Consider the following 18,302-nt stretch of genomic DNA (forward strand, 5'->3'; position numbering starts at 1 on the left):
CTGTGTATTCGGTTTTTATGCATGTTAACATCAACTTGTGTAATAGCTAGTAGCAGTAAGATAACTATTTCGGTAATAATCCCAGCAGTAATGCTAACGTTATCGGTTTTATCAACCAATTAACGATGATAAAACTGCACACGCGATAACAAAGCCAATAATTAAGGAACCTACATGAGTATTTGGAAAAAGCCCGTTGACCTAGAGATCTTCAACGCGACCTCAAAAAATACCTTAATTGAACACCTCAATATTGTATACACCGAGGTCAACGACAACTCTTTGGTGGCAACCATGCCGGTTTGTCATTTTACCCACCAACCTTTAGGTATGCTCCATGGCGGCGCATCGGTTGTGTTAGCAGAAACGCTTGGCTCATTGGCTGCTAATTTTTGCGTTCCAGAAGGCTACTATTGCGTTGGGCTAGATATCAACGCAAACCACGTTAGATCCATGCGCGAAGGTCATGTTGTCGGTACTGCTGAGCCTATTCACTTAGGTGTATCTACCCAAGTATGGCAGATAAACATCACGGATGAGCGTCAACGCTTAGTCTGTACAAGTCGTTTAACTATTGCTGTGAAGAAACATAAGCGATAATAGGCTAAGCATTAGTTAGCTGTGTTTGTATTTATAAGAAGTAATCTGTATTTAAAAATAGTCCGAGAAATCCATGGTCATAACGTTTAAAAGTGGGAAAATCATCGCAACCGCACATGAGCTTGTCGTTCGTTTGGATGGTGAGCACAGAGCAACGCTACAAGCTCAAGTTGATGCAATCCAACTGATAGGAAAAGGGGCAAATGTCATTTCAGCCAATGGTTCTGAATGCAAGTGGTCGATTAAATTAGACAACGAACAGCAGCTTCGAGATATTGCCAATGAAATCGGCTGCGATGTGATGTAATCGTATACTGCAAAAGACTTAGACCTTCTATTTGAATCAAATATTAGGACACCATACCTAATAAATCGCAAGAAAATCACATCAGTAAGATTGATTTTAAGTCTTAAAATAGGGAAACTGAATTCAATGTCCTTTGAATAAGTTTTCCTCTTTATGAGCAGCCCAAGACTTCGCGTTCAATTTGAAACCCTGTTTGAATACTTCGATGGTAAAGATTCTGATGTTCAGCTCGACGACATCACGGATGTACTTTGTTGTACCCGTCGTAATGCCCGGATGGTACTCAATAAGCTTGAAGAAGAAGGATGGGTTGAGTGGTTACCTGCGGCTGGGCGAGGTAAGTTATCTCAACTTATTTTTAAGCAGAATCGTTGCGATGTCAGTGAAAACTTAGCAAGACGCTACTTACAAGAAGGTAAAATTGGACAAGCGCTGTCAGTGCTTGATCACAATGCAGCCAAGCTGACTCAAGTTATTCAAAATTACTTGGGTGTGCAATACCAGGAAGGTGAGCAGGTTATTCGTTTGCCTTATTACCGACCGCTTTCTATGCTTAACCCGACAAAGTCGATGCGACGATCTGAGCAGCATATTACCTGTCAGGTATTCAGTGGGTTAACACGTTTGGATGAGAACGATCAATTACAGCCCGATCTTGCTCATTCATGGCAAAAAATCAGCGATTATCAATGGCGATTCTTCTTGAGACCCGGAGTCCGTTTTCATAACGGAGAGCCTTTGTTAACTAATCATGTTGTGGATACGCTGCTAGCATTCGAACCTCTCAATATGTTCTCACATATAAAAGACGTCTCTTCTCCGGCAAACTGTGTGGTTGATGTCTTTTTAACGCGACCAGATAAACACTTCCCACTCGCTCTGACTGAATCCGTTGCCAAAGTCACCTTACCGATGATTTTACGTGGTGAAGACTACGATATTCGACCGATTGGTACAGGCCCGTATCGCATTGAAAAGAATGATGATAAACAACTCGTATTAACGGCTTTCAACGGATATTTTGGTTTTAGGCCATTGATTGATCGTGTTGAGGTTTGGGTTGTTGATGAGGCTTACTCTTCAATGGTTTACCCAAGCCTTTCTAAGCCTGTAATGGCGGATCGCGGCGATAGCGACGAAGTCGAACTTGATCCCGGCTGTACCTATCTACTGTTGAATCGGAAAAAGGGCATCGCACAAGATCCTGCATGGGCGCAATTTTTATCTAATACTTTGAATGCGGCCGATCTGTTTGTACACATTCCGAAAGAAACTGTTATCGATTTGGGAGTGTTACACGCTTATGGGATAAAGCCCGGTTGGTATGACATCAAGTTGAACACGCCGGTTTGTCCACCAGCGAATGCGAAACCAACCATTAGATTGGCTTACCAATGCCAACACCCAATGTTTCCAACACTTGCGAAGGCTATTGTTACAGTGTTGAAGCAATATGACGTCGACGTTGAACTTTATGGTTACGAAACCGATCCTCCACACGCCGATAATGTCGATATTTGGATTAATCCAATGGGTATCGCTAACAATAGAGATGATGCGCTAGCCGGCTGGCTAATGGATTACAGCTTTCTTGATGAATCTAGCCCAGCAGAAGACTTCGACCAATGGTGTCACATGATTGATCGCTGGCGCTCGGGCGAGTTCGAGCAATTCCCAGCAAGACAACTCGGTAAACAACTTGTCCAAAGCAACCAATTGATCCCGATGTTCCACTGTTGGTTAGGCGTAAACAAAGACCAGTGCGGTACGTTACAAAACGCGAAGTGCAACGCACTCGGTTGGTTCGACTTTAGCCAAGTTTGGGTAAAACCTGACGTTGACTAAAATCACAGAAAACTCAATTAGGACAACACGATGCAAACGGTGATTATCACACTTATTACGCTGGTGGCATTTGCTGCCAATTCAGTGTTGTGTCGTTGGGCTTTGATGGATCAAACAATTGATCCTTTGAGTTTTTCGATCGTGCGTATCTTATCGGGTGCGCTCACTCTGTTAATTTTATTAACCTTATCTTCAAACGCTAAACGCAAACAAGATAAAGTAATCAATGACGCACCGATGTATACCAAGGTTCGTTCTCAGTGTGATTTAACCGCCATAGTGGCGTTACTCGTTTACATGTTCGGCTTCTCGTTTGCCTATTTAACGCTAGGGGCAGGGCTTGGTGCTTTGGTCCTGTTTGTCGCGGTTCAATTCACGATGATTGCCGCACACTTATTCGCTGGTAATAGAATGTCATCGCTTGAGTGGGGTGGTTGCTTGTTATCTGTAGCAGGGCTTGTTTACTTGTTAATGCCGACGGAATCGACAAGTTCACCAGATATAACCTCCATCATATTGATGGCTCTGGCTGGAATTGGGTGGGGGATTTATACTCTGGCGGGTAAGAAGTCTAAAAACGCGTTGCAATCTACAACCGCCAACTTCAGTTTTAGCTCGTTAGCGATCCTTGTGTTAGTAAGCCTGTTAGCTGTCATCCCTAGTGTGGCATCGCAAATATCCATCACTGAACAAGGTTTGATTTACGCAGTATGGTCTGGTTCAGTAGCCTCTGGCGTGGGTTATAGCTTGTGGTATTACGTCGTGAAAAAGCTGAATACGGTCGTCGCATCCATTGCACAGCTTTCTGTTCCAGTTATCGCGACACTCGGCGGCGTTTTGTTGTTATCTGAACCTGTCACCATGCAATTTGTTATCTCATCGACTGTCATTTTACTTGGGATAAGCTTGGTTCTTGTCGCCCCTAAACTTAAGAAACAATAAGTACAATCACTAACCTCTATGGCTAAACCAAACAAGAAACAACCGACAAAAACGGTTCAGATATTCTGCGCTAAATGTAAGACACAACTTTTCAAGTATCGAAAGGGTGGCAAAGGGGCGCTCGTAAAGTGCTTTAAGGAACGTATAGTCGAAGATTTCACGACAGAGCCATGCGTATGCCCTGAGTGTGGTATCGAATTCGCAAGAGATACCTTGGTTAGAGGTACACCTGCCTACAAATTCATCGGTGGTAAAGTGACGATGAAGTAAACGCTAGCTATAAAATGAAAGCGCACGATGAAATAAAAATGCCACAGCACATAATGTGTGTGGCACTTCAGAGCTGTTATTGAAGTTCAGTATCAATGAGTTCTGACACGGCCTTGAAGCTTAAGAAGTAATAGTGAGACTATCGCTCCGGTGGTGTCGCAAAGCATGTCTTTCTGAGCGTCCCAAATATCACCTTGTGAACCTAGGAATGCGATACCTTCATCACCACCCGCTACCTCCGCGTACCACCACTCAATAATTTCATAGCCTGCAGCAACACTCATAATGGCAAATAGAGCAAAAAAACAAGCTAGCACCGGCTGAGCCAATTTCTTACGAATCAAATACTCTGCGAGTGGATAGGCATAAAGACCAATAGAGAAATGGGCTACTCGGTCAAAGTTATTGCGCTCAGAGCCGATAAGGTTATTGAACCAGTCAAATGGCACTTCTGAGAAGGTATATTTTGCGCCTATCGTGTGCAAAATAAGCCAGATAAACATCAGAGCATAAGCTGTCTTAGAAAAGGTGAGCTTGGTGGATAGCCACCATATCCCGATAAGAATACCGAGAGCAGGGACGATCTCAGCGATCCAAACGGCTCTTGAAGATGGCGCAAAGGCTGAAAAGAGAAAGATAACAAGATAGACAGCAGTTAGTGAGAGTAGAGGTCTATTTTGAGCAAGTGGCGTAATTGTCATCATCAGATCCTTTATAAGTTTTTTGTATAGTTACATAATAATGAACAGTGTTCAATTGTGTTCTAATCACTAGATTTGTTGAAAAGTAGTGTTATCGCCCAGTATCTAGACAAACGGTTGGCGGAGTTTCACAAAAGTTTGATTTACAACAAAGCGATCCTTAAAATCATTGCATTACTACATAACAAGAAAGAAAAGTCATGAAACTGGAAACTGTCGATTACCTTGCTGACGACGCAGCAGAACAATTTGTTCGATCTCTACGTGAAACGGGTTTTGGTGTTCTTAAGAATCACCCCATCCCAAAAGAGCTTGTTGAGTCAATTTACGAGAACTGGTACCAATTCTTCATTTCTGAAGAGAAAGAGAACTTCCACTTCAATGTTGAAACACAAGATGGATATTTTCCACCTTCAGTTTCTGAAGTTGCTAAGGGCCACACTGTAAAAGACATCAAAGAATACTTTCACGTATACCCTTGGGGTCAGATTCCTGAACAGTTAAAAGAACAGATTCTAGATTACTACCAACGTGCTAATGCTTTTGCTCAAGAACTATTAGGTTGGGTTGAAGCACATGCGCCTCAAGAAGTACAAGAGAAGTTCTCAATCGCGCTTTCTGAAATGATTAATGGCAGCGAACAAACACTGCTTCGCGTTCTTCATTACCCACCAATGCAAGGCGATGAAGAGCCAGGTGCTATCCGCGCAGCCGCTCACGAAGACATCAACTTACTGACTGTTCTTCCTGCAGCAAATGAACCGGGCCTTCAAGTTAAAGCTCAGAATGACGAGTGGTTAGATGTTCCATGTGACTTCGGTAATATGATCATAAATATTGGTGACATGCTTCAAGAAGCATCAGGTGGTTACTTCCCATCGACAACTCACCGTGTAATTAATCCATCAGGTGAACGCCAAGAGAAATCTCGTATCTCTTTGCCACTATTCCTTCACCCAAAACCGGAAGTTGTACTGTCTGAGAAGTACACCGCAAATGAATACCTAATGGAACGTCTAAGAGAGCTTGGTGTTATCTAATTAACTAGTTCCTTGTGCTAAAATTGGTATAGATATCAGAGGTCAGCAAAATTGCTGGCCTTTTTTTGTTTTTCCAAAGAGCTAAACCAATCATAGCCAATTACTGGTCACCTTAGCTGCGTAATTTTGATGGATAACGGGCTCTTGAGCCAAGCAATTGAATGTGGTGTTCCATTAAGCTCGACAAATCGTAGAAAATCGCTTTCAATTAAGAGAAGTCAGCCCACTGACCTAGGGCAATTCATCATGCCTAACAAGCTAACAAGCTAACAAGCTAACAACTTAATAACGCAAATGAGCCAACTATGTCGAATAATCAAGGTGTGAGAGCGAGCTTTCATAGCCATATGGAGAACCCTTTGCTCTGGCCCATTATGGAAGTGCTTAAGCGAAAACCAAGCGGATGGAAAGTACACACACTGGCGGCTCATCTAAACGACCTTGGGTTTATGCCTGTATTAGATGCATCACCCGAGAAGGAGTTATTTAAGAAGAACTTTCTCATTATGAATGCGCTGTATCAGCTTCAAGAAACGTTGCACCCTGATGGTTGGCTTCAAGTTCAAGCTATGGATATTGAATTGATGAATGGAAGCTATCATGGAAATAGCCACAGCATTGATCACCAAGACCCACTTCGAGACTACTACACTAATTGGGCTAACTATGAAGCGGATGAAGGTGAAGTCAAAAGGCTGCTGAACGAGTTTTGGACTCGGTACAGAAAGTTTGTTGGCGCTGATACGCTCAATTTAGATAAAAACCGTGCATTGAAGTTATTTGATCTCCCTGTAGACGCAACGCATAAGGAAATTAGAAAGCGTTGGCGACAGCTGGCGTTGCGGTGGCATCCCGATAGAGACGAGGGCAATACGGCAAAATTCCAGACGCTTTGTGAGGCGTGGCATGTATTACGAAGTTCATAATCGACGTAACTCTTACTGCGCTGTTTATTGACTCTTTAGAGTGAAATTTAAGTCCTATATAAAATTGAAAAGCCCCATGTTGTGAGTGACACAAGTGGGGCTTTGTCGTCATTACGCTTGTATTGTTACTAGGCTAGGCGTTGTAACTAGGTTAAGCGTCGTTCTTACTTCATTTATTATGCTATGAGTGATCTTTGCTTTCGCCACTCTTATGTTCGAATGCATAGTCGAGTACTTTACGGATATAAGGGGCACCGACCTTGGAACCACCATTACCGTGCTCGATGACCACAGTCGCGACATATTCAGGGTGTTCGTAAGGTGCGAATGCCGTGTAAAGCGCGTGGTCGAGTAAATGCCGAGCCAGTTTCTTGGAGTTGTAGACCTGATCTTTTGCAAGATCAAATACTTGGGCTGTTCCCGATTTACCGCCGCTAGTGTAGTCAGTTCCTTTAAATGCACGTCTGCCGCTACCTCGACTGCCGTGGTTTACGAGTCGCATCGCATTAATAGGTACATCCCATATCTCGTCTGGTACTTCAGTGATCGACAGCATCGGCTCAGGTTCAACCAGTTTTTGCGTATCAAAATCTTCACCGTGATCTAAGGTAGCTCTCAAGATATGAGGTGGCATTACCTTCCCATGATTAACTAGTACCGAGGTTGCTTTGGCAAGTTGCATTGGCGTGGATGTCCAATACCCTTGACCAATACCAATAGGGACGGTGTCACCTTGATACCAAGGGGTACGATAACGCATCATCTTCCACTCTCGAGTTGGCATGTTGGCGGTACTTTCTTCATAGATATCGATGCCCGTAGGTTCACCAAAACCAAAGCGATTCATCCAACTTGAGATGCGGTCGATACCTAAATCAAAGGCGGTTTGATAGAAGAATGAATCCACCGACTCTTCAATCGCTTGAGTTACGTCAACAGGACCGTGACCCCAGCGTTTCCAGTCTCGCCATGATTTAGAGTTGCGTTTGGAACCGGGAATTTGCCATGAACCGTGATCATCACGAATGGTGTTTTCTGATATAACATGCTCTTGTAATCCAGCAACGGCCATAAATGGTTTTATGGTGGATGCTGGAGGGTAAACGCCCAGTGTGGTGCGATTCACCAACGGGTGAGCAGGGTCATTCAATAGACGTTGGTAGTTCTTACTCGAAATGCCGTCGACAAATAGATTAGGGTCATAACTTGGGCTAGATGCCATCGCCAGTACACTGTTGTCTTTCGGATCGAGGATAACCGCACTTCCGGTTCGGTGATCAAGTTGCTCAAATACATATTTTTGCAGTTCAAGGTCAATATTTAACACGATGTCTTTGCCTGCAACTGGCGGCACGTACTCAATAGTCCGAACAACACGGCCACGACTGTTTACTTCAACTTCTTGATAGCCTTTGGTTCCGTGTAGGATATCTTCGTAATAGCGTTCGACACCCAGCTTACCAATAATAGTAGTTGCTTGATAATTCGCTTCGATGCCTTTTTCTTCTAGCTTCTTTAGGTCACTATCATTGATGTGTGCCACATACCCTAAGACATGTGTCAGCACCTCTCCATTTGGGTAAAAGCGCTTTAAGTTCGTATCAATCGATAAGCCGGGGAATTGGTACTGGTGCACCGAAAACTTAGCAATCTCTTCTTCACTTAGGTTCTCTAATATAGTGACAGATTTGAAACGGCGCGTGTTGTGATAACGTTTTTTGAATCGAGCGATCTGCTCAACATCACGTGGGATGTATTTGTCGAGCTTGGCGAGCATGGTATCGACGTCATCTGTTTGCTCGGGAATCATCGTCAGATTAAACACAAGCTTGTTCTCGGCAAGCAACACACCATTACGATCGTAAATTAGCCCGCGAGTAGGCGCGATAGGCAATACTTTGATTCTGTTGCCATCAGCACGAGTTTGATAGCTTTCAAAATTGTCGACTTGAAGTCGGTACAGGTTGGCGACTAAGACGAGAGTGAACAGTAAGATCCCACAAAACGCCACGATTACACGGTTTTTGAATAGGTTTACTTCGATTTTATGGTCACGCATCTTAACGCGTTTATGATTCATTGAAGCCTCAAGAGTCTGTTACATTTAGTTACACCTATCGAGTCGGAACTTTATCTGAATATCGCCATAGTTTTGTAAAAGCTATGTCATGATTTTTGGGATTTCTATGATTAAAGCGCTGACCAACAATGTAGTCACGTAAAGAGTGGCCGAATCAGATAGAAATATAGGAATTGAACGCAAAAAAACGGCTCTCATAAATGAGAGCCGTAATACGAGATAAGGTTAACTTAACGCGACATATTAGTTCGAGTTGGAGTTCGAGTTCGAAGGTTTGAACTGAGATTTACGCATTCTGTTTAGAGCAGCCATTACATCTAAAACTCTTGGTTTCGCTAAGTCACCGTAGTTTGGCATGTTCACATGCCATTCATCGCTTAAGATAGCGCTAAACTCTTTAGCTGGGTTGTTTGACCAACCTGGAGTTTGTGCAAACTGGAACCAGGCCCAACCAATCGCGTTCACTTCTGACGTTGATTCTAACTGCTCTAATGCAGAAAGGTCCGCGAATTCCTTACCAAAACGCAGTGACTCTTTGCCTTTCGCGTTAACTCGGAATTTGCCGTCAGTAAGAATGTTCATCAATGCAGCGCGGTTTAACGAGCGAGGAACAAACGTTTCTAATGCGGTCTCACATTCGTTAGTTCGTTGAGTAGGGTGTTGAGCTATCACTTCTTGTGCTTTATCAGTTACGTCTACTGCTTGGTAGTCGTGCATTTGAATCACAGTGTCAGCCACGTCTAGGTAATCGCCAGATCCACCCATTACAACGATGGTAGAGATATCCATTTCTTGACGTAGTTGGCCAATACGGTCAACAAGTGGAGTGATTGGCTCAGCACCTTTTGATACTAGCGCTTGCATACGTTCGTCACGAATCATGAAGTTAGTCGCTGACGTATCTTCATCAATAAGTAGTGTTTGAACGCCTGCTTCAATCGATTCTTGTAGCCAAGCCGCTTGCGATGTAGAACCTGATGCATCTTGTGTACTGAAATCAGATGTGTCTTTTTGCATCGGCAAATGGTTGATGTAATTTGATAGGTTCAAGTTGTGAACACAGCGGCCATCTTCAGCGCGGATCTTCATCGTATCAGTCGCCGTCACGATACCTTCACGACCGTCACCAGGAATATGGTTGTAGATAGAACGTTCAACAGCGTTCAACAGCGTAGATTTACCATGGAAACCACCACCAACGATTAGCGTGATACCTTTTGGAATGCCTAGGCCAGTCACATCACCTTGGTTTGGCGCGTTTAGCGTCACACTTAAAGACTCTGGTGCTAGGAAAGGAACCGCGCCTTTCATTGGCAGGTCGCAGTTACCTGCAATACGAGGTAATACGCTGCCATTTGCTACGAATGCCGCTAGGTTGTTTTCTTCCAATTGAGCACGCAATGCGTCTTGGTCTTCAACAGCTTCACAATGCTTAATCATCGCTTCAATATTGAGTTCGCGTTCAAGCGTTGCGCGACGAATAAACTTAGGCAAATAGAATGTAATGATGTTGATTGCTTTCTTTGCAAGAATACTACGACCATCAGCGGGTAGGTTGATACGAAAACGAATTTCGATACCGTGCTCGGTGAAAACCACAGATGTGTTATCCAAAACAGTTTGGCCGGTTAGTGCGATAGACACGGTCACTTCTTGCTTAGCAAATTCAGAGAAGCTACGTGCAATGAAGTCACGTGCTGCTACTTGGTATTCGTAAGATTTTTCTTTAAGCCAATCTAACCCTGTTAACGACCAAGCGCGTGTTGCGCGAAAACGTGAAGATGATGCATACGGGTCACCTTGAACGTGGTCGATGTGTAATTCGAAATCAGCAAAGTCGTATTGACCTTTAATTTGTTGATATGCGCGGAAGTTTTGTTTTTCGAGCTTTTTAAGCTTTGCAGTCAACTGATCCATAACGAGGAATGCCTATATAAAGGGAAGATAAAACAGAAAGGCGGCGATTATAAAAATCACCACCTATAGAGTAAAGAGAAAGTAGGCCTAAATCCAAAACAAAGTGCTCTTTTTCGCCTTAAGCGTAACGAGTTGTCCCCAAATAGTTTTGATTGATTAAGCTGTGTTCGAATTCTTGGCTCGGCATTGGCTTGCCATAAAGGTAACCTTGTCCCACATCACAGCCTTCATTGATGATAAATTGCTCTTGAACTTCCGATTCTATGCCTTCAATTGTGACTTTTAAGTCGAGCTTTTTCGCGATTTGGACTATGGACCGAACGATCTCCGAGTCTTCCTGTGAGTTGAGCATTTGGTCGACGAAGCTCTTATCAATTTTAATCGTATCGAATGGGAATTTCTTAAGGTAACTAAATGAGGCATAGCCCGTCCCAAAGTCATCCAGTGACAATGTAACGCCAATATTGTGTAACGATTCCAATGTATTTTTCGCGACGACTTCATCTGCAATGAGGCAACTTTCCGTGACTTCAAGTTCTAAGAAATGAGGTTCTAGGTGATAGGTTTCCAACAGGTGAATAATTTGGTCTGCGAAATCAACATTCTTCAATTGAATAGCAGATACGTTTACGGCTATTTTGAAATCTTCAACGTATTCGGACCACTCTTTCGCTTGCTCTATAGCGTTGCGCAGAGCAAAATTTCCCACTTCGAAAATCAATCCGTTTTGCTCGGCCATGTGTATTAAAGTTTCGTTAGATATGTCTCCCAGAACGGGGTGTCGCCAACGCAGTAGAGCCTCTGCACCAACCCAGCGATGAGTCAACGGGCATACTTTAGGCTGAAAATAGAGCATAAGGTCATCATTACGAACCGCTTGGAGTAAATAACCTTCAATCTTATTAATATGACTTTGTTCTTCAGCATGAGACTGAGAATAGTAAGCGAACTTCTGTCCGGAATCTTTACATGCCAACATCGCTTCTGAAGATTTTTGGATAATACTGTCAGCACCATCGTCGTGCTCAGTAATCGCAATCCCTATAAAGGCATGCAGATGAATTTTGTCACTACCAATGTCAAATTCTGAATGACCGACTTTTACCAGTGTCTGGCATAGTTCTTCGATACGTTGGTGCAAATCTTTAACGCTGAACGCCAACACAAGGTCAACCGAAGTAGGGCGCGCAGTTAATACCTCGACATCAGAGATACTGTCGATGCGTTGTCGGTATTCAACAAGCACTTGGTCTAACGCGTTGTAGCCATATCGAGCTTGAATGCGCCTGCCATTAGTAAATCCAATATGGATTACTGCGAGTGAGCCACCAGTAAACCTTTGTTGTGACAACAACTTCTGATCTAAGCGCGACTCAAAAGCACTTCGGTTCAAAAAACCCGTGCCGAGATCGTGATTTTTTTGGAAATTGATCTCTTGTTCTGCCGCTCTGCGCTTATCAATCTCTTGGTTTAATGAATAATTAAGACTCGCGAGATCTTTAGTGCGAGTCGCAACTCGGCTTTTTAAGTCACGATTCATTTGAGTGAGCTTAGCGTGTTGAAACAAGGTTTTTAATTGAGATTCTATAGAGGTGCGAAAGCTTTCTAATAGCTTAATATAGGTAGGCGTGTAGTGATTTTCTTTCGAGTCCAAGATACAAATGGTGCCGAACAATTCGCCGTTAGGCCAAAATAGCGGAATGCCACAATAAGAGATTAAGCCAAGCTTTGTGTCGGGGTTGTTTTTCCAATCAGCATCGGCAAGCGCATTGGGTACTAAAAGCTGCTGCTGAGACTCCATCACTGTTTCGCAGTAAAGGCCATTTCCTAATGTTTCAGAATCGCCTTTGTTATAAGGGTTATCCTGACTGTGGCTGGTAGAGAAAACTTCAATGTAGTTGGTATGAACACGCATGATAAGTGCAGCAGGCACTTGAGTGATTTGAGCTAAGAGGTCGACAATATTTTGCCAGCTGGAGGCCATATCGTCAGGGATATCTAAGTCTATCGTTTTTATCTTCTTCATATGACTCCGAGTCAATTATGCTAAATGCATCAACACATCCTGTGTTAATTAAGATGAACCAAATAAACTGTGAATATTACATTAACTAAGTATAAGAAATGTTGCACAAAAAAACCTCCGCAATTTTGCGGAGGTTTTCAAATGTGAATCTGGGTCTCAGTAATGAGATAAGTTTCGATTAAGGCTTTAACTTTATAAAATCATCAGTGTTAAGTTTCTCTTTATAGTCTACCGATGGTTGAGCAAAACCGTTCAACTGTAAAAACTCTTCTTTAAAACCTTGATAGTCACCGATTGATTGGAAGTTGTTTTCATCCATAGCTTCAAGTAGTTCAGTCACATGAGCTTGGGTTTCTGGGTCGAGTTCCCATTCATCCATCCGAATTAGGCGCTCGCCATCAAGTGGTACTTTGGTTTGTCCATACAGCTTACTGCTGAATAAGCGTTGCATTTGTTGGATACAACCTTCGTGGGTCTCTTTTTCTTTCATCACTCTATATAAAGCGAGTAGGTAAGGGCTTAGCCCCGGAATGAACACACTCGCTTTGGTCACTAATGCTTTACACACGGTCGCGTAAGCATTACCGCCAAAGTTAGCTAGTTCAAGGTTAAGTGCGTGACTTGTTTGATGAAGGTCTATTTTAGCGCGGCCCAAAGTACCGTCTAAGTAGATAGGGTGCGTGACTTCTGGACCAACGTAAGAAAAAGCAATGGTTTTGCAACCTGGGGCAATAGATTCAGCATTGATCAGCTCATCTATCCACTGTTCCCAATCTTCGCCGCCCATGACTTTGAGTGTGCTTTCGGCTTCTTCTTCCGTTGCAGCATCAAGTGTGTTGGTCACCCAGTTGTCGTGCTCTAGTGAGATAGTCGCACCAGTCACGCTTTCACCGATTGGCTTAATGGCAGAGCGCCAGAATTCTTCGGTATTTGGTTTGGGTCTTACGCCAGCGGCTAAGCTATAGATAATTAGATCCACTTCACCTTCGAAGTAGGTTTCAATGGCTTCGACAACTTGTGAACGTGTTTCTTGTGAAAATGCGTCGCCAACAATGTTGATAGCAGTGCGTTGCTCTCGTTCGGCTTCTTTCTTGAAATAAATGTTGTTGTACCAACCAGCGCTGCCTAGGGATTTTTCGTTAGGACCGCGCTCGAATGAGACGCCGATGGTGTCAGCTTTTGCACCGCCAAAGGTGAGGGCAATGCGAGCGGCAAGTCCAAAGCCAGAGGAAGCACCGATAATCAGTACTCGCTTAGGGCCATCTTTGATCTGCGGCGCACTCTTAACAAACTTGATTTGTTGCTTTACGGCTTCTTGACAGCCTAGAGGGTGAGCGCTTTTGGCTACCACACCCTTGATAATAGGTTCGATCAGCATAAATAACCTTACAGTTAACGGTGATATGCACTCAGGCTAACGTAAAGCTGTGTAAAATTTATTGAGCTAGACCATTAAAACCTAAAGATACTGATATAATTCTTTGGCGACAAATTCAGCAATCCAAGGCTGAGCTTCTGGTTTTGGATGCAGTCCATCGTTCATCATCCACTCCGGTTTGAGGATGATATGCTCTAGGAAAAACGGCAAAAGTGGCACGCTTTGTTGATCAGCAAGCGCTGCAAAGACGTATTCAAACTGCTGGTTGTAACGCTTACCGTAATTCGGTGGGATTTTAATCTTCATCATAATAGGTTTCGCGCCCGCAGCTTTTATCTGCTTAATGATTTGATCAAGATTCGCAGACATCAGCTTAGGTGGGAATCCACGAAGACCATCATTCGCACCGAGTTCGATAAGAACAGTGTCTGGGGCGTGTTCTTCAAGCAATTGTGGTAAACGAGCTAAGCCATTGCCAGTTGTGTCACCAGAAATACTTCCGTTGACCACGGTTATCGTTTTGTCATGCTTTGCTAACGCGTCTGGTAACAGGCTTGGCCAACTCTGTTTGATGTCCATGTTATAACCAGCACTCAAGCTATCACCAAGCACCAGTAACTTAGAATCTAACTCGGTATCTTGAGCCAAAGAAGCGGTTGAAAATATAATTAAGAATAAAAAGGAAATTAGTCGAGTCATGCATACATCCATCATAAAAGCAGAAGCTGTTTCCAAGACAGTGTCTACTAATCAAGAACATTTAACAATCTTAGAGCATGTTGATATCGATATTCGTGAGGGTGAAACGGTTGCGATCGTCGGTACTTCAGGTGCTGGTAAATCCACGTTAATGACACTGCTTGCAGGGCTCGATGTGCCAACTTCTGGCGAAATCAGTTTGTTAGGCCAACCTCTATCACAGCTTGATGACGAAGCGAGAGCCAAAATCCGCAGTGAATCCGTTGGGTTTGTTTTCCAAAGCTTCTTATTGATCCCAAGCCTTTCTGCCCTGCAAAACGTCACGCTGCCTTGTTTGTTAAAAGGTGAAGACGAAGACATCGAACGCGCGACGGCTTTGCTTGAATCAGTGGGCTTGAAAGACAGGCTTGATCACCTGCCATCTCAGCTATCAGGCGGTGAACAACAAAGAGTCGCTTTAGCTCGCGCGTTTATGATCAAGCCAAAAATCCTTTTTGCTGATGAACCTACAGGCAACTTAGATCAACAAACGGCAGCGAAAATCGTCGAGCTGTTGTTCGAACTTAATTCATCGCACGGTACAACGCTTGTTCTCGTCACGCATGACCCTAAGCTCGCACAGCGTTGCCAACGAACCTTGAAAATGCATGTCGGTCACATAGAGGAAGTGTAAATTGAATTCATCACACGGACTGAATAAACGACTGTTTTCATGGAGCATCGAAGAGATTCGACATGGTCAGCTATGGCCGGTATCCATCGCTCTAACGCTCATTATAGCTTGTGTGTTCGCGCTTTCAGCTTTAGCTGAGCGTATGGAACAAGTGATCGTAAAGCAGGGCAAAGATGCGTTAACCGCCGACAGTGTATTTGTATCGGCAAACCCAATCCCCCAACCTTTATTAGACCTGACTCAGGTTGAACAGTTAGAAAGCTCTCAGTTAACTCGCTTCTCAACCATGGCATTCAGTGATAACTCGATGCAGTTGGTTACTGTTAAAGCCGTAGAGAGCAATTACCCTTTACGCGGTGAAATGATACTGGAAGGCGCAGATAACGCGGCAAGCAATCATGTTGAACCGGGGGAATTGTGGCTTGATGAGCGTATATTTGCTCAGCTAGAAGTTGAGATAGGTGACAATGTCACGATAGGCGATGCCGATTTAACAATCACAGGGCGTATCGCGCAAGAACCGGGCTTGAGTTTTAACCCTTTCCAACAAATGCCTGCTGTTCTGATTCACAATAATGATGTTGAAGCGACAGGCGCAATCCAACCAGGTAGCCGCGTTAGCTTTAGATTGTTTTTAAATGGTGATGAATCGAAACTCAAAGCAGCACAAGACAGTATCGAACTGACACCAAGTGATCGCTGGCGTACACAAGACTCAGCCAGTCGTACCAACGAGATGTTCGAAAGTACGACTCAATACTTATCGCTAACGGTTGCTATCGTTGTGATCATGGCTGCGACCACTTTGGTACTCACTTGCCAACATTATGTTGCGAGTCGTCGTAAAACCATTGCGATGCTTAAGAGTTTAGGTGCGAGCAAGCAGTGGATCGTTAAATGGTTGTCTGTACAGGTGTCTCTGTTGGTGGTTATTGGTGCAGTACTGGGAATTACCATCGGTATCGGCTTAGAATTTTTGCTTCGTATACCTCTGGGCGACTTATTACCAACACCACTTCCTAGCTATGGTATTGAACCTGTCATTTTGGCGATTTTATCAAGCATTCTCATTGGTGTGCCTGCTCTTGGTATTCCGTTAATTGGCTTGGTAAGCACTTCGGCAATCAGCGTGATTCAATCAAGTCACCAGTCTAATGAAAGCTACAAGAAATACCTGTTGTTGCTAGTACCTATTATTCCAATGATGCTGATGTACGGTGACAATCTGTTGGTATGGATAGTTCTAGCGGGTATCGCTTGCCTGTTCTTAGTACTCGCGATTGTCAGTACGTTTGTTCTGCGTTTGGTGGGTCAACTGCCGACGTCGACATCTATGCGCTTGGCATTGAGCCGAATTAATCGCACACCATTAGCAACAGGGATTCAATTTGGTTCTTTAGCGCTGTCTTTGATGCTGTTATCGATCATATGGCTAGTGAGAAGTGACTTGTTGTCAGATTGGCAGCAAACTTTGCCCGAGAACGCACCTAATGCGTTTGCGCTGAATATTGCGAGCTATGAGAAAGACAGTTATCTCGAGACGATTGATGCAAACGAAGTAGAGCGTACTCAAGCGTTTCCAATTATACGAGGAAGGCTCACAACCATTAACGGCGTTGAGGCGGCGAAATACAGCGAGACCTCAGAAGAAACAGATGCACTAAGTCGCGAGATCAACTTCACTTGGGGAGATAGCCTGCCTGAGTACAATGAAGTATTAGAAGGCAGCTGGACACAAGAGCAGGGCGTATCTGTGGAATCCGATGTCGCAGAGCAACTTGGTTTGAAAATTGGCGATGATCTTTCATTCACAATCAACAGCCAGAACGTCTCTGCCAAGGTGAACAGCATCCGAAAAGTAGAATGGCGTGAAATGAAGCCAAACTTCTATTTCATTTTTACTCCCGATGTTTTGAGCGCTATTCCTTCTACTTGGTTGGTGAGCTTCAGATTAGAAGAGCAACACAACCAAATGCTCAACGAATTATCTCGAAATCACCCGACCGTGAGTTTGATGGACATTCGTAAAATGGGTAGCAAGATCCAAGAGTTGCTCAAACAGATTGTTTGGTCGATAACCGTACTTGCCGCGTTAGGTGTGGTGGCGGGGCTATTGCTTATCTTCACTCTGTTGCGACTGAGCTTATCTCAAAGACAACAAGAGATACGCTTGTACCGAACCTTAGGCGCGAGTAAGAAGCGTATTCTCAACACTATTTGGTGTGAATACGGGGTGATGGCGTTAGTAGCTGGCTCAATTGCTGCGCTAGGTTCTGAACTCAGTGTTGCAGGGGTAATGAACTTTGGCTTTGAGTTACAACCTTCACTCCACCCAATACTGTGGATAGCGCTACCCGTGCTGACGTTTATCACATTGGCTGCGGTAGTGAATAGCTTAATCAAACGTTTGTTGGCACCAGTAAACAAGGATTTTGGCTAGTCGCTAGCGAGATCTCACAAATGCTTAAAACGGTCTAAAAGTGACATTACTTATACTTAGTCGTTCACTATTTATAAGACGTCTCTTTAGACCGCTTTTTATTTGACCAATGCGTAGCACAAGTTACGAACATCGCACCTTAATTTCCCGTTTTTTTAGTGTTTTTAAAACTAATTGCGCAATAATGCTGATTTAATGAACAGCGGTTAGTCCCTGTAAACAAAGGGCTTGCGCAACTTAGCAAGAACGTTATCAACAGTTATCCACAAAAACGGTGGATAACTTTAGGGATAAGTTAACATCTATGTTTTAAGAGTACTGAGGCAGCCTTTATGTGGCGTCACTTAGGACAAATGTGACGGTTATAATAACCTTTAAAACTCAATCTGGAGTTATTGAGTCAAGAGATTATTTAGGTTTTTTACATAGATATTAAATACTGCCTATCTAAGACCTTG

General features: G+C 43.6%; 15 protein-coding genes. 9 read left to right on the top strand and 6 right to left on the bottom strand.

The genetic code is table 11. From position 1 onward, the window contains the following. Positions 1 to 174: 174 nt before the first annotated feature. The 5 genes from AB4180_RS17985 (at position 175) to AB4180_RS18005 (ending at position 3,964) form a co-directional block, all read left to right on the top strand. Complete coding sequence (locus tag AB4180_RS17985; RefSeq protein WP_017097935.1) at positions 175 to 600, top strand: hotdog fold thioesterase; 426 nt, start codon at positions 175 to 177, stop codon at positions 598 to 600. 73 nt (positions 601 to 673) lie between these two features. Next, a complete protein-coding gene (locus AB4180_RS17990) occupies positions 674 to 907 on the top strand; it encodes a DUF3389 domain-containing protein (RefSeq protein ID WP_017102146.1) in 234 nt (77 codons plus the stop codon). A gap of 153 nt (positions 908 to 1,060) precedes the next feature. Continuing rightward, the gene (locus AB4180_RS17995; RefSeq protein WP_017102145.1) at positions 1,061 to 2,752 is read left to right on the top strand and encodes an SgrR family transcriptional regulator; all 1,692 of its coding nucleotides are present in this window, start codon (positions 1,061 to 1,063) and stop codon (positions 2,750 to 2,752) included. Positions 2,753 to 2,782: 30 nt separating this feature from the next. After that, complete coding sequence (locus AB4180_RS18000; protein ID WP_102250465.1) at positions 2,783 to 3,694, top strand: DMT family transporter; 912 nt, start codon at positions 2,783 to 2,785, stop codon at positions 3,692 to 3,694. A gap of 18 nt (positions 3,695 to 3,712) precedes the next feature. Then, a complete protein-coding gene (locus tag AB4180_RS18005) occupies positions 3,713 to 3,964 on the top strand; it encodes a hypothetical protein (protein WP_102250464.1) in 252 nt (83 codons plus the stop codon). 92 nt (positions 3,965 to 4,056) lie between these two features. Here the strand turns inward: AB4180_RS18005 and AB4180_RS18010 are convergent, their stop codons facing one another. Further along, the gene (locus AB4180_RS18010; protein ID WP_102250463.1) at positions 4,057 to 4,665 is read right to left on the bottom strand and encodes a DUF2238 domain-containing protein; all 609 of its coding nucleotides are present in this window, start codon (positions 4,663 to 4,665) and stop codon (positions 4,057 to 4,059) included. 200 nt (positions 4,666 to 4,865) lie between these two features. Here AB4180_RS18010 and AB4180_RS18015 point away from each other — a divergent pair, with 200 nt between their 5' ends. Both AB4180_RS18015 and AB4180_RS18020 read left to right on the top strand, forming a co-directional pair. After that, positions 4,866 to 5,705 carry an isopenicillin N synthase family oxygenase gene (locus AB4180_RS18015; protein WP_009845327.1) on the top strand — a complete coding sequence of 280 codons (840 nt, stop codon included), beginning with the start codon at positions 4,866 to 4,868 and terminating at the stop codon, positions 5,703 to 5,705. A gap of 305 nt (positions 5,706 to 6,010) precedes the next feature. Continuing rightward, the gene (locus AB4180_RS18020; RefSeq protein ID WP_102250462.1) at positions 6,011 to 6,631 is read left to right on the top strand and encodes a DNA-J related domain-containing protein; all 621 of its coding nucleotides are present in this window, start codon (positions 6,011 to 6,013) and stop codon (positions 6,629 to 6,631) included. Between the two features lie 181 nt (positions 6,632 to 6,812). Here the strand turns inward: AB4180_RS18020 and mrdA are convergent, their stop codons facing one another. From mrdA to AB4180_RS18045, 5 genes are all read right to left on the bottom strand, one after another. Then, positions 6,813 to 8,711, bottom strand: a complete 1,899-nt coding sequence (gene mrdA, locus AB4180_RS18025; protein ID WP_102250461.1) for a penicillin-binding protein 2 — start codon at positions 8,709 to 8,711, stop codon at positions 6,813 to 6,815. Between the two features lie 243 nt (positions 8,712 to 8,954). After that, the gene (locus tag AB4180_RS18030; protein ID WP_017102140.1) at positions 8,955 to 10,628 is read right to left on the bottom strand and encodes an ABC-ATPase domain-containing protein; all 1,674 of its coding nucleotides are present in this window, start codon (positions 10,626 to 10,628) and stop codon (positions 8,955 to 8,957) included. A 118-nt stretch (positions 10,629 to 10,746) separates the two neighbouring features. Further along, entirely contained in the window at positions 10,747 to 12,654 is a 1,908-nt protein-coding gene (locus AB4180_RS18035; protein ID WP_102250460.1) for a GGDEF and EAL domain-containing protein, read from the bottom strand. A 178-nt stretch (positions 12,655 to 12,832) separates the two neighbouring features. Then, entirely contained in the window at positions 12,833 to 14,032 is a 1,200-nt protein-coding gene (gene fabV / locus AB4180_RS18040) for an enoyl-ACP reductase FabV (RefSeq protein ID WP_017097928.1), read from the bottom strand. Positions 14,033 to 14,113: 81 nt separating this feature from the next. Beyond that, positions 14,114 to 14,731 (bottom strand): arylesterase, encoded by a 618-nt coding sequence (locus AB4180_RS18045; protein WP_102250459.1) that lies wholly within the window; start codon positions 14,729 to 14,731, stop codon positions 14,114 to 14,116. On the opposite strand from AB4180_RS18045, the gene AB4180_RS18050 reads away from it, so the two are divergent. Together AB4180_RS18050 and AB4180_RS18055 are read left to right on the top strand one after the other, a co-directional pair. After that, positions 14,730 to 15,404: an ABC transporter ATP-binding protein gene (locus AB4180_RS18050; RefSeq protein ID WP_009845334.1), complete on the top strand. Its 675-nt coding sequence runs from the start codon at positions 14,730 to 14,732 to the stop codon at positions 15,402 to 15,404. The genes AB4180_RS18045 and AB4180_RS18050 overlap by 2 nt on opposite strands. A 1-nt stretch (position 15,405) precedes the next feature. Further along, on the top strand, positions 15,406 to 17,844 hold the full coding sequence (locus tag AB4180_RS18055; RefSeq protein WP_102250458.1) for an ABC transporter permease: 2,439 nt from the start codon (positions 15,406 to 15,408) through the stop codon (positions 17,842 to 17,844). The last annotated feature ends 458 nt before the right edge of the window (positions 17,845 to 18,302 follow it).

The sequence above is a fragment of the Vibrio sp. 10N.286.49.C3 genome (genome assembly GCF_041469545.1).
Lineage (GTDB): Bacteria > Pseudomonadota > Gammaproteobacteria > Enterobacterales > Vibrionaceae > Vibrio > Vibrio tasmaniensis_A.

Bases quoted from the DNA above. Each gene is read 5' to 3' on its own strand.
- AB4180_RS17985 (WP_017097935.1), top strand. From the start codon at position 175: ATGAGTATTTGGAAAAAGCCCGTTGACCTAGAGATCTTCAACGCGACC.
- AB4180_RS17990 (WP_017102146.1), top strand. From the start codon at position 674: ATGGTCATAACGTTTAAAAGTGGGAAAATCATCGCAACCGCACATGAG.
- AB4180_RS17995 (WP_017102145.1), top strand. From the start codon at position 1,061: ATGAGCAGCCCAAGACTTCGCGTTCAATTTGAAACCCTGTTTGAATAC.
- AB4180_RS18000 (WP_102250465.1), top strand. From the start codon at position 2,783: ATGCAAACGGTGATTATCACACTTATTACGCTGGTGGCATTTGCTGCC.
- AB4180_RS18005 (WP_102250464.1), top strand. From the start codon at position 3,713: ATGGCTAAACCAAACAAGAAACAACCGACAAAAACGGTTCAGATATTC.
- AB4180_RS18010 (WP_102250463.1), bottom strand. From the start codon at position 4,665: ATGACAATTACGCCACTTGCTCAAAATAGACCTCTACTCTCACTAACT.
- AB4180_RS18015 (WP_009845327.1), top strand. From the start codon at position 4,866: ATGAAACTGGAAACTGTCGATTACCTTGCTGACGACGCAGCAGAACAA.
- AB4180_RS18020 (WP_102250462.1), top strand. From the start codon at position 6,011: ATGTCGAATAATCAAGGTGTGAGAGCGAGCTTTCATAGCCATATGGAG.
- mrdA (WP_102250461.1), bottom strand. From the start codon at position 8,711: ATGAATCATAAACGCGTTAAGATGCGTGACCATAAAATCGAAGTAAAC.
- AB4180_RS18030 (WP_017102140.1), bottom strand. From the start codon at position 10,628: ATGGATCAGTTGACTGCAAAGCTTAAAAAGCTCGAAAAACAAAACTTC.
- AB4180_RS18035 (WP_102250460.1), bottom strand. From the start codon at position 12,654: ATGAAGAAGATAAAAACGATAGACTTAGATATCCCTGACGATATGGCC.
- fabV (WP_017097928.1), bottom strand. From the start codon at position 14,032: ATGCTGATCGAACCTATTATCAAGGGTGTGGTAGCCAAAAGCGCTCAC.
- AB4180_RS18050 (WP_009845334.1), top strand. From the start codon at position 14,730: ATGCATACATCCATCATAAAAGCAGAAGCTGTTTCCAAGACAGTGTCT.
- AB4180_RS18045 (WP_102250459.1), bottom strand. From the start codon at position 14,731: ATGACTCGACTAATTTCCTTTTTATTCTTAATTATATTTTCAACCGCT.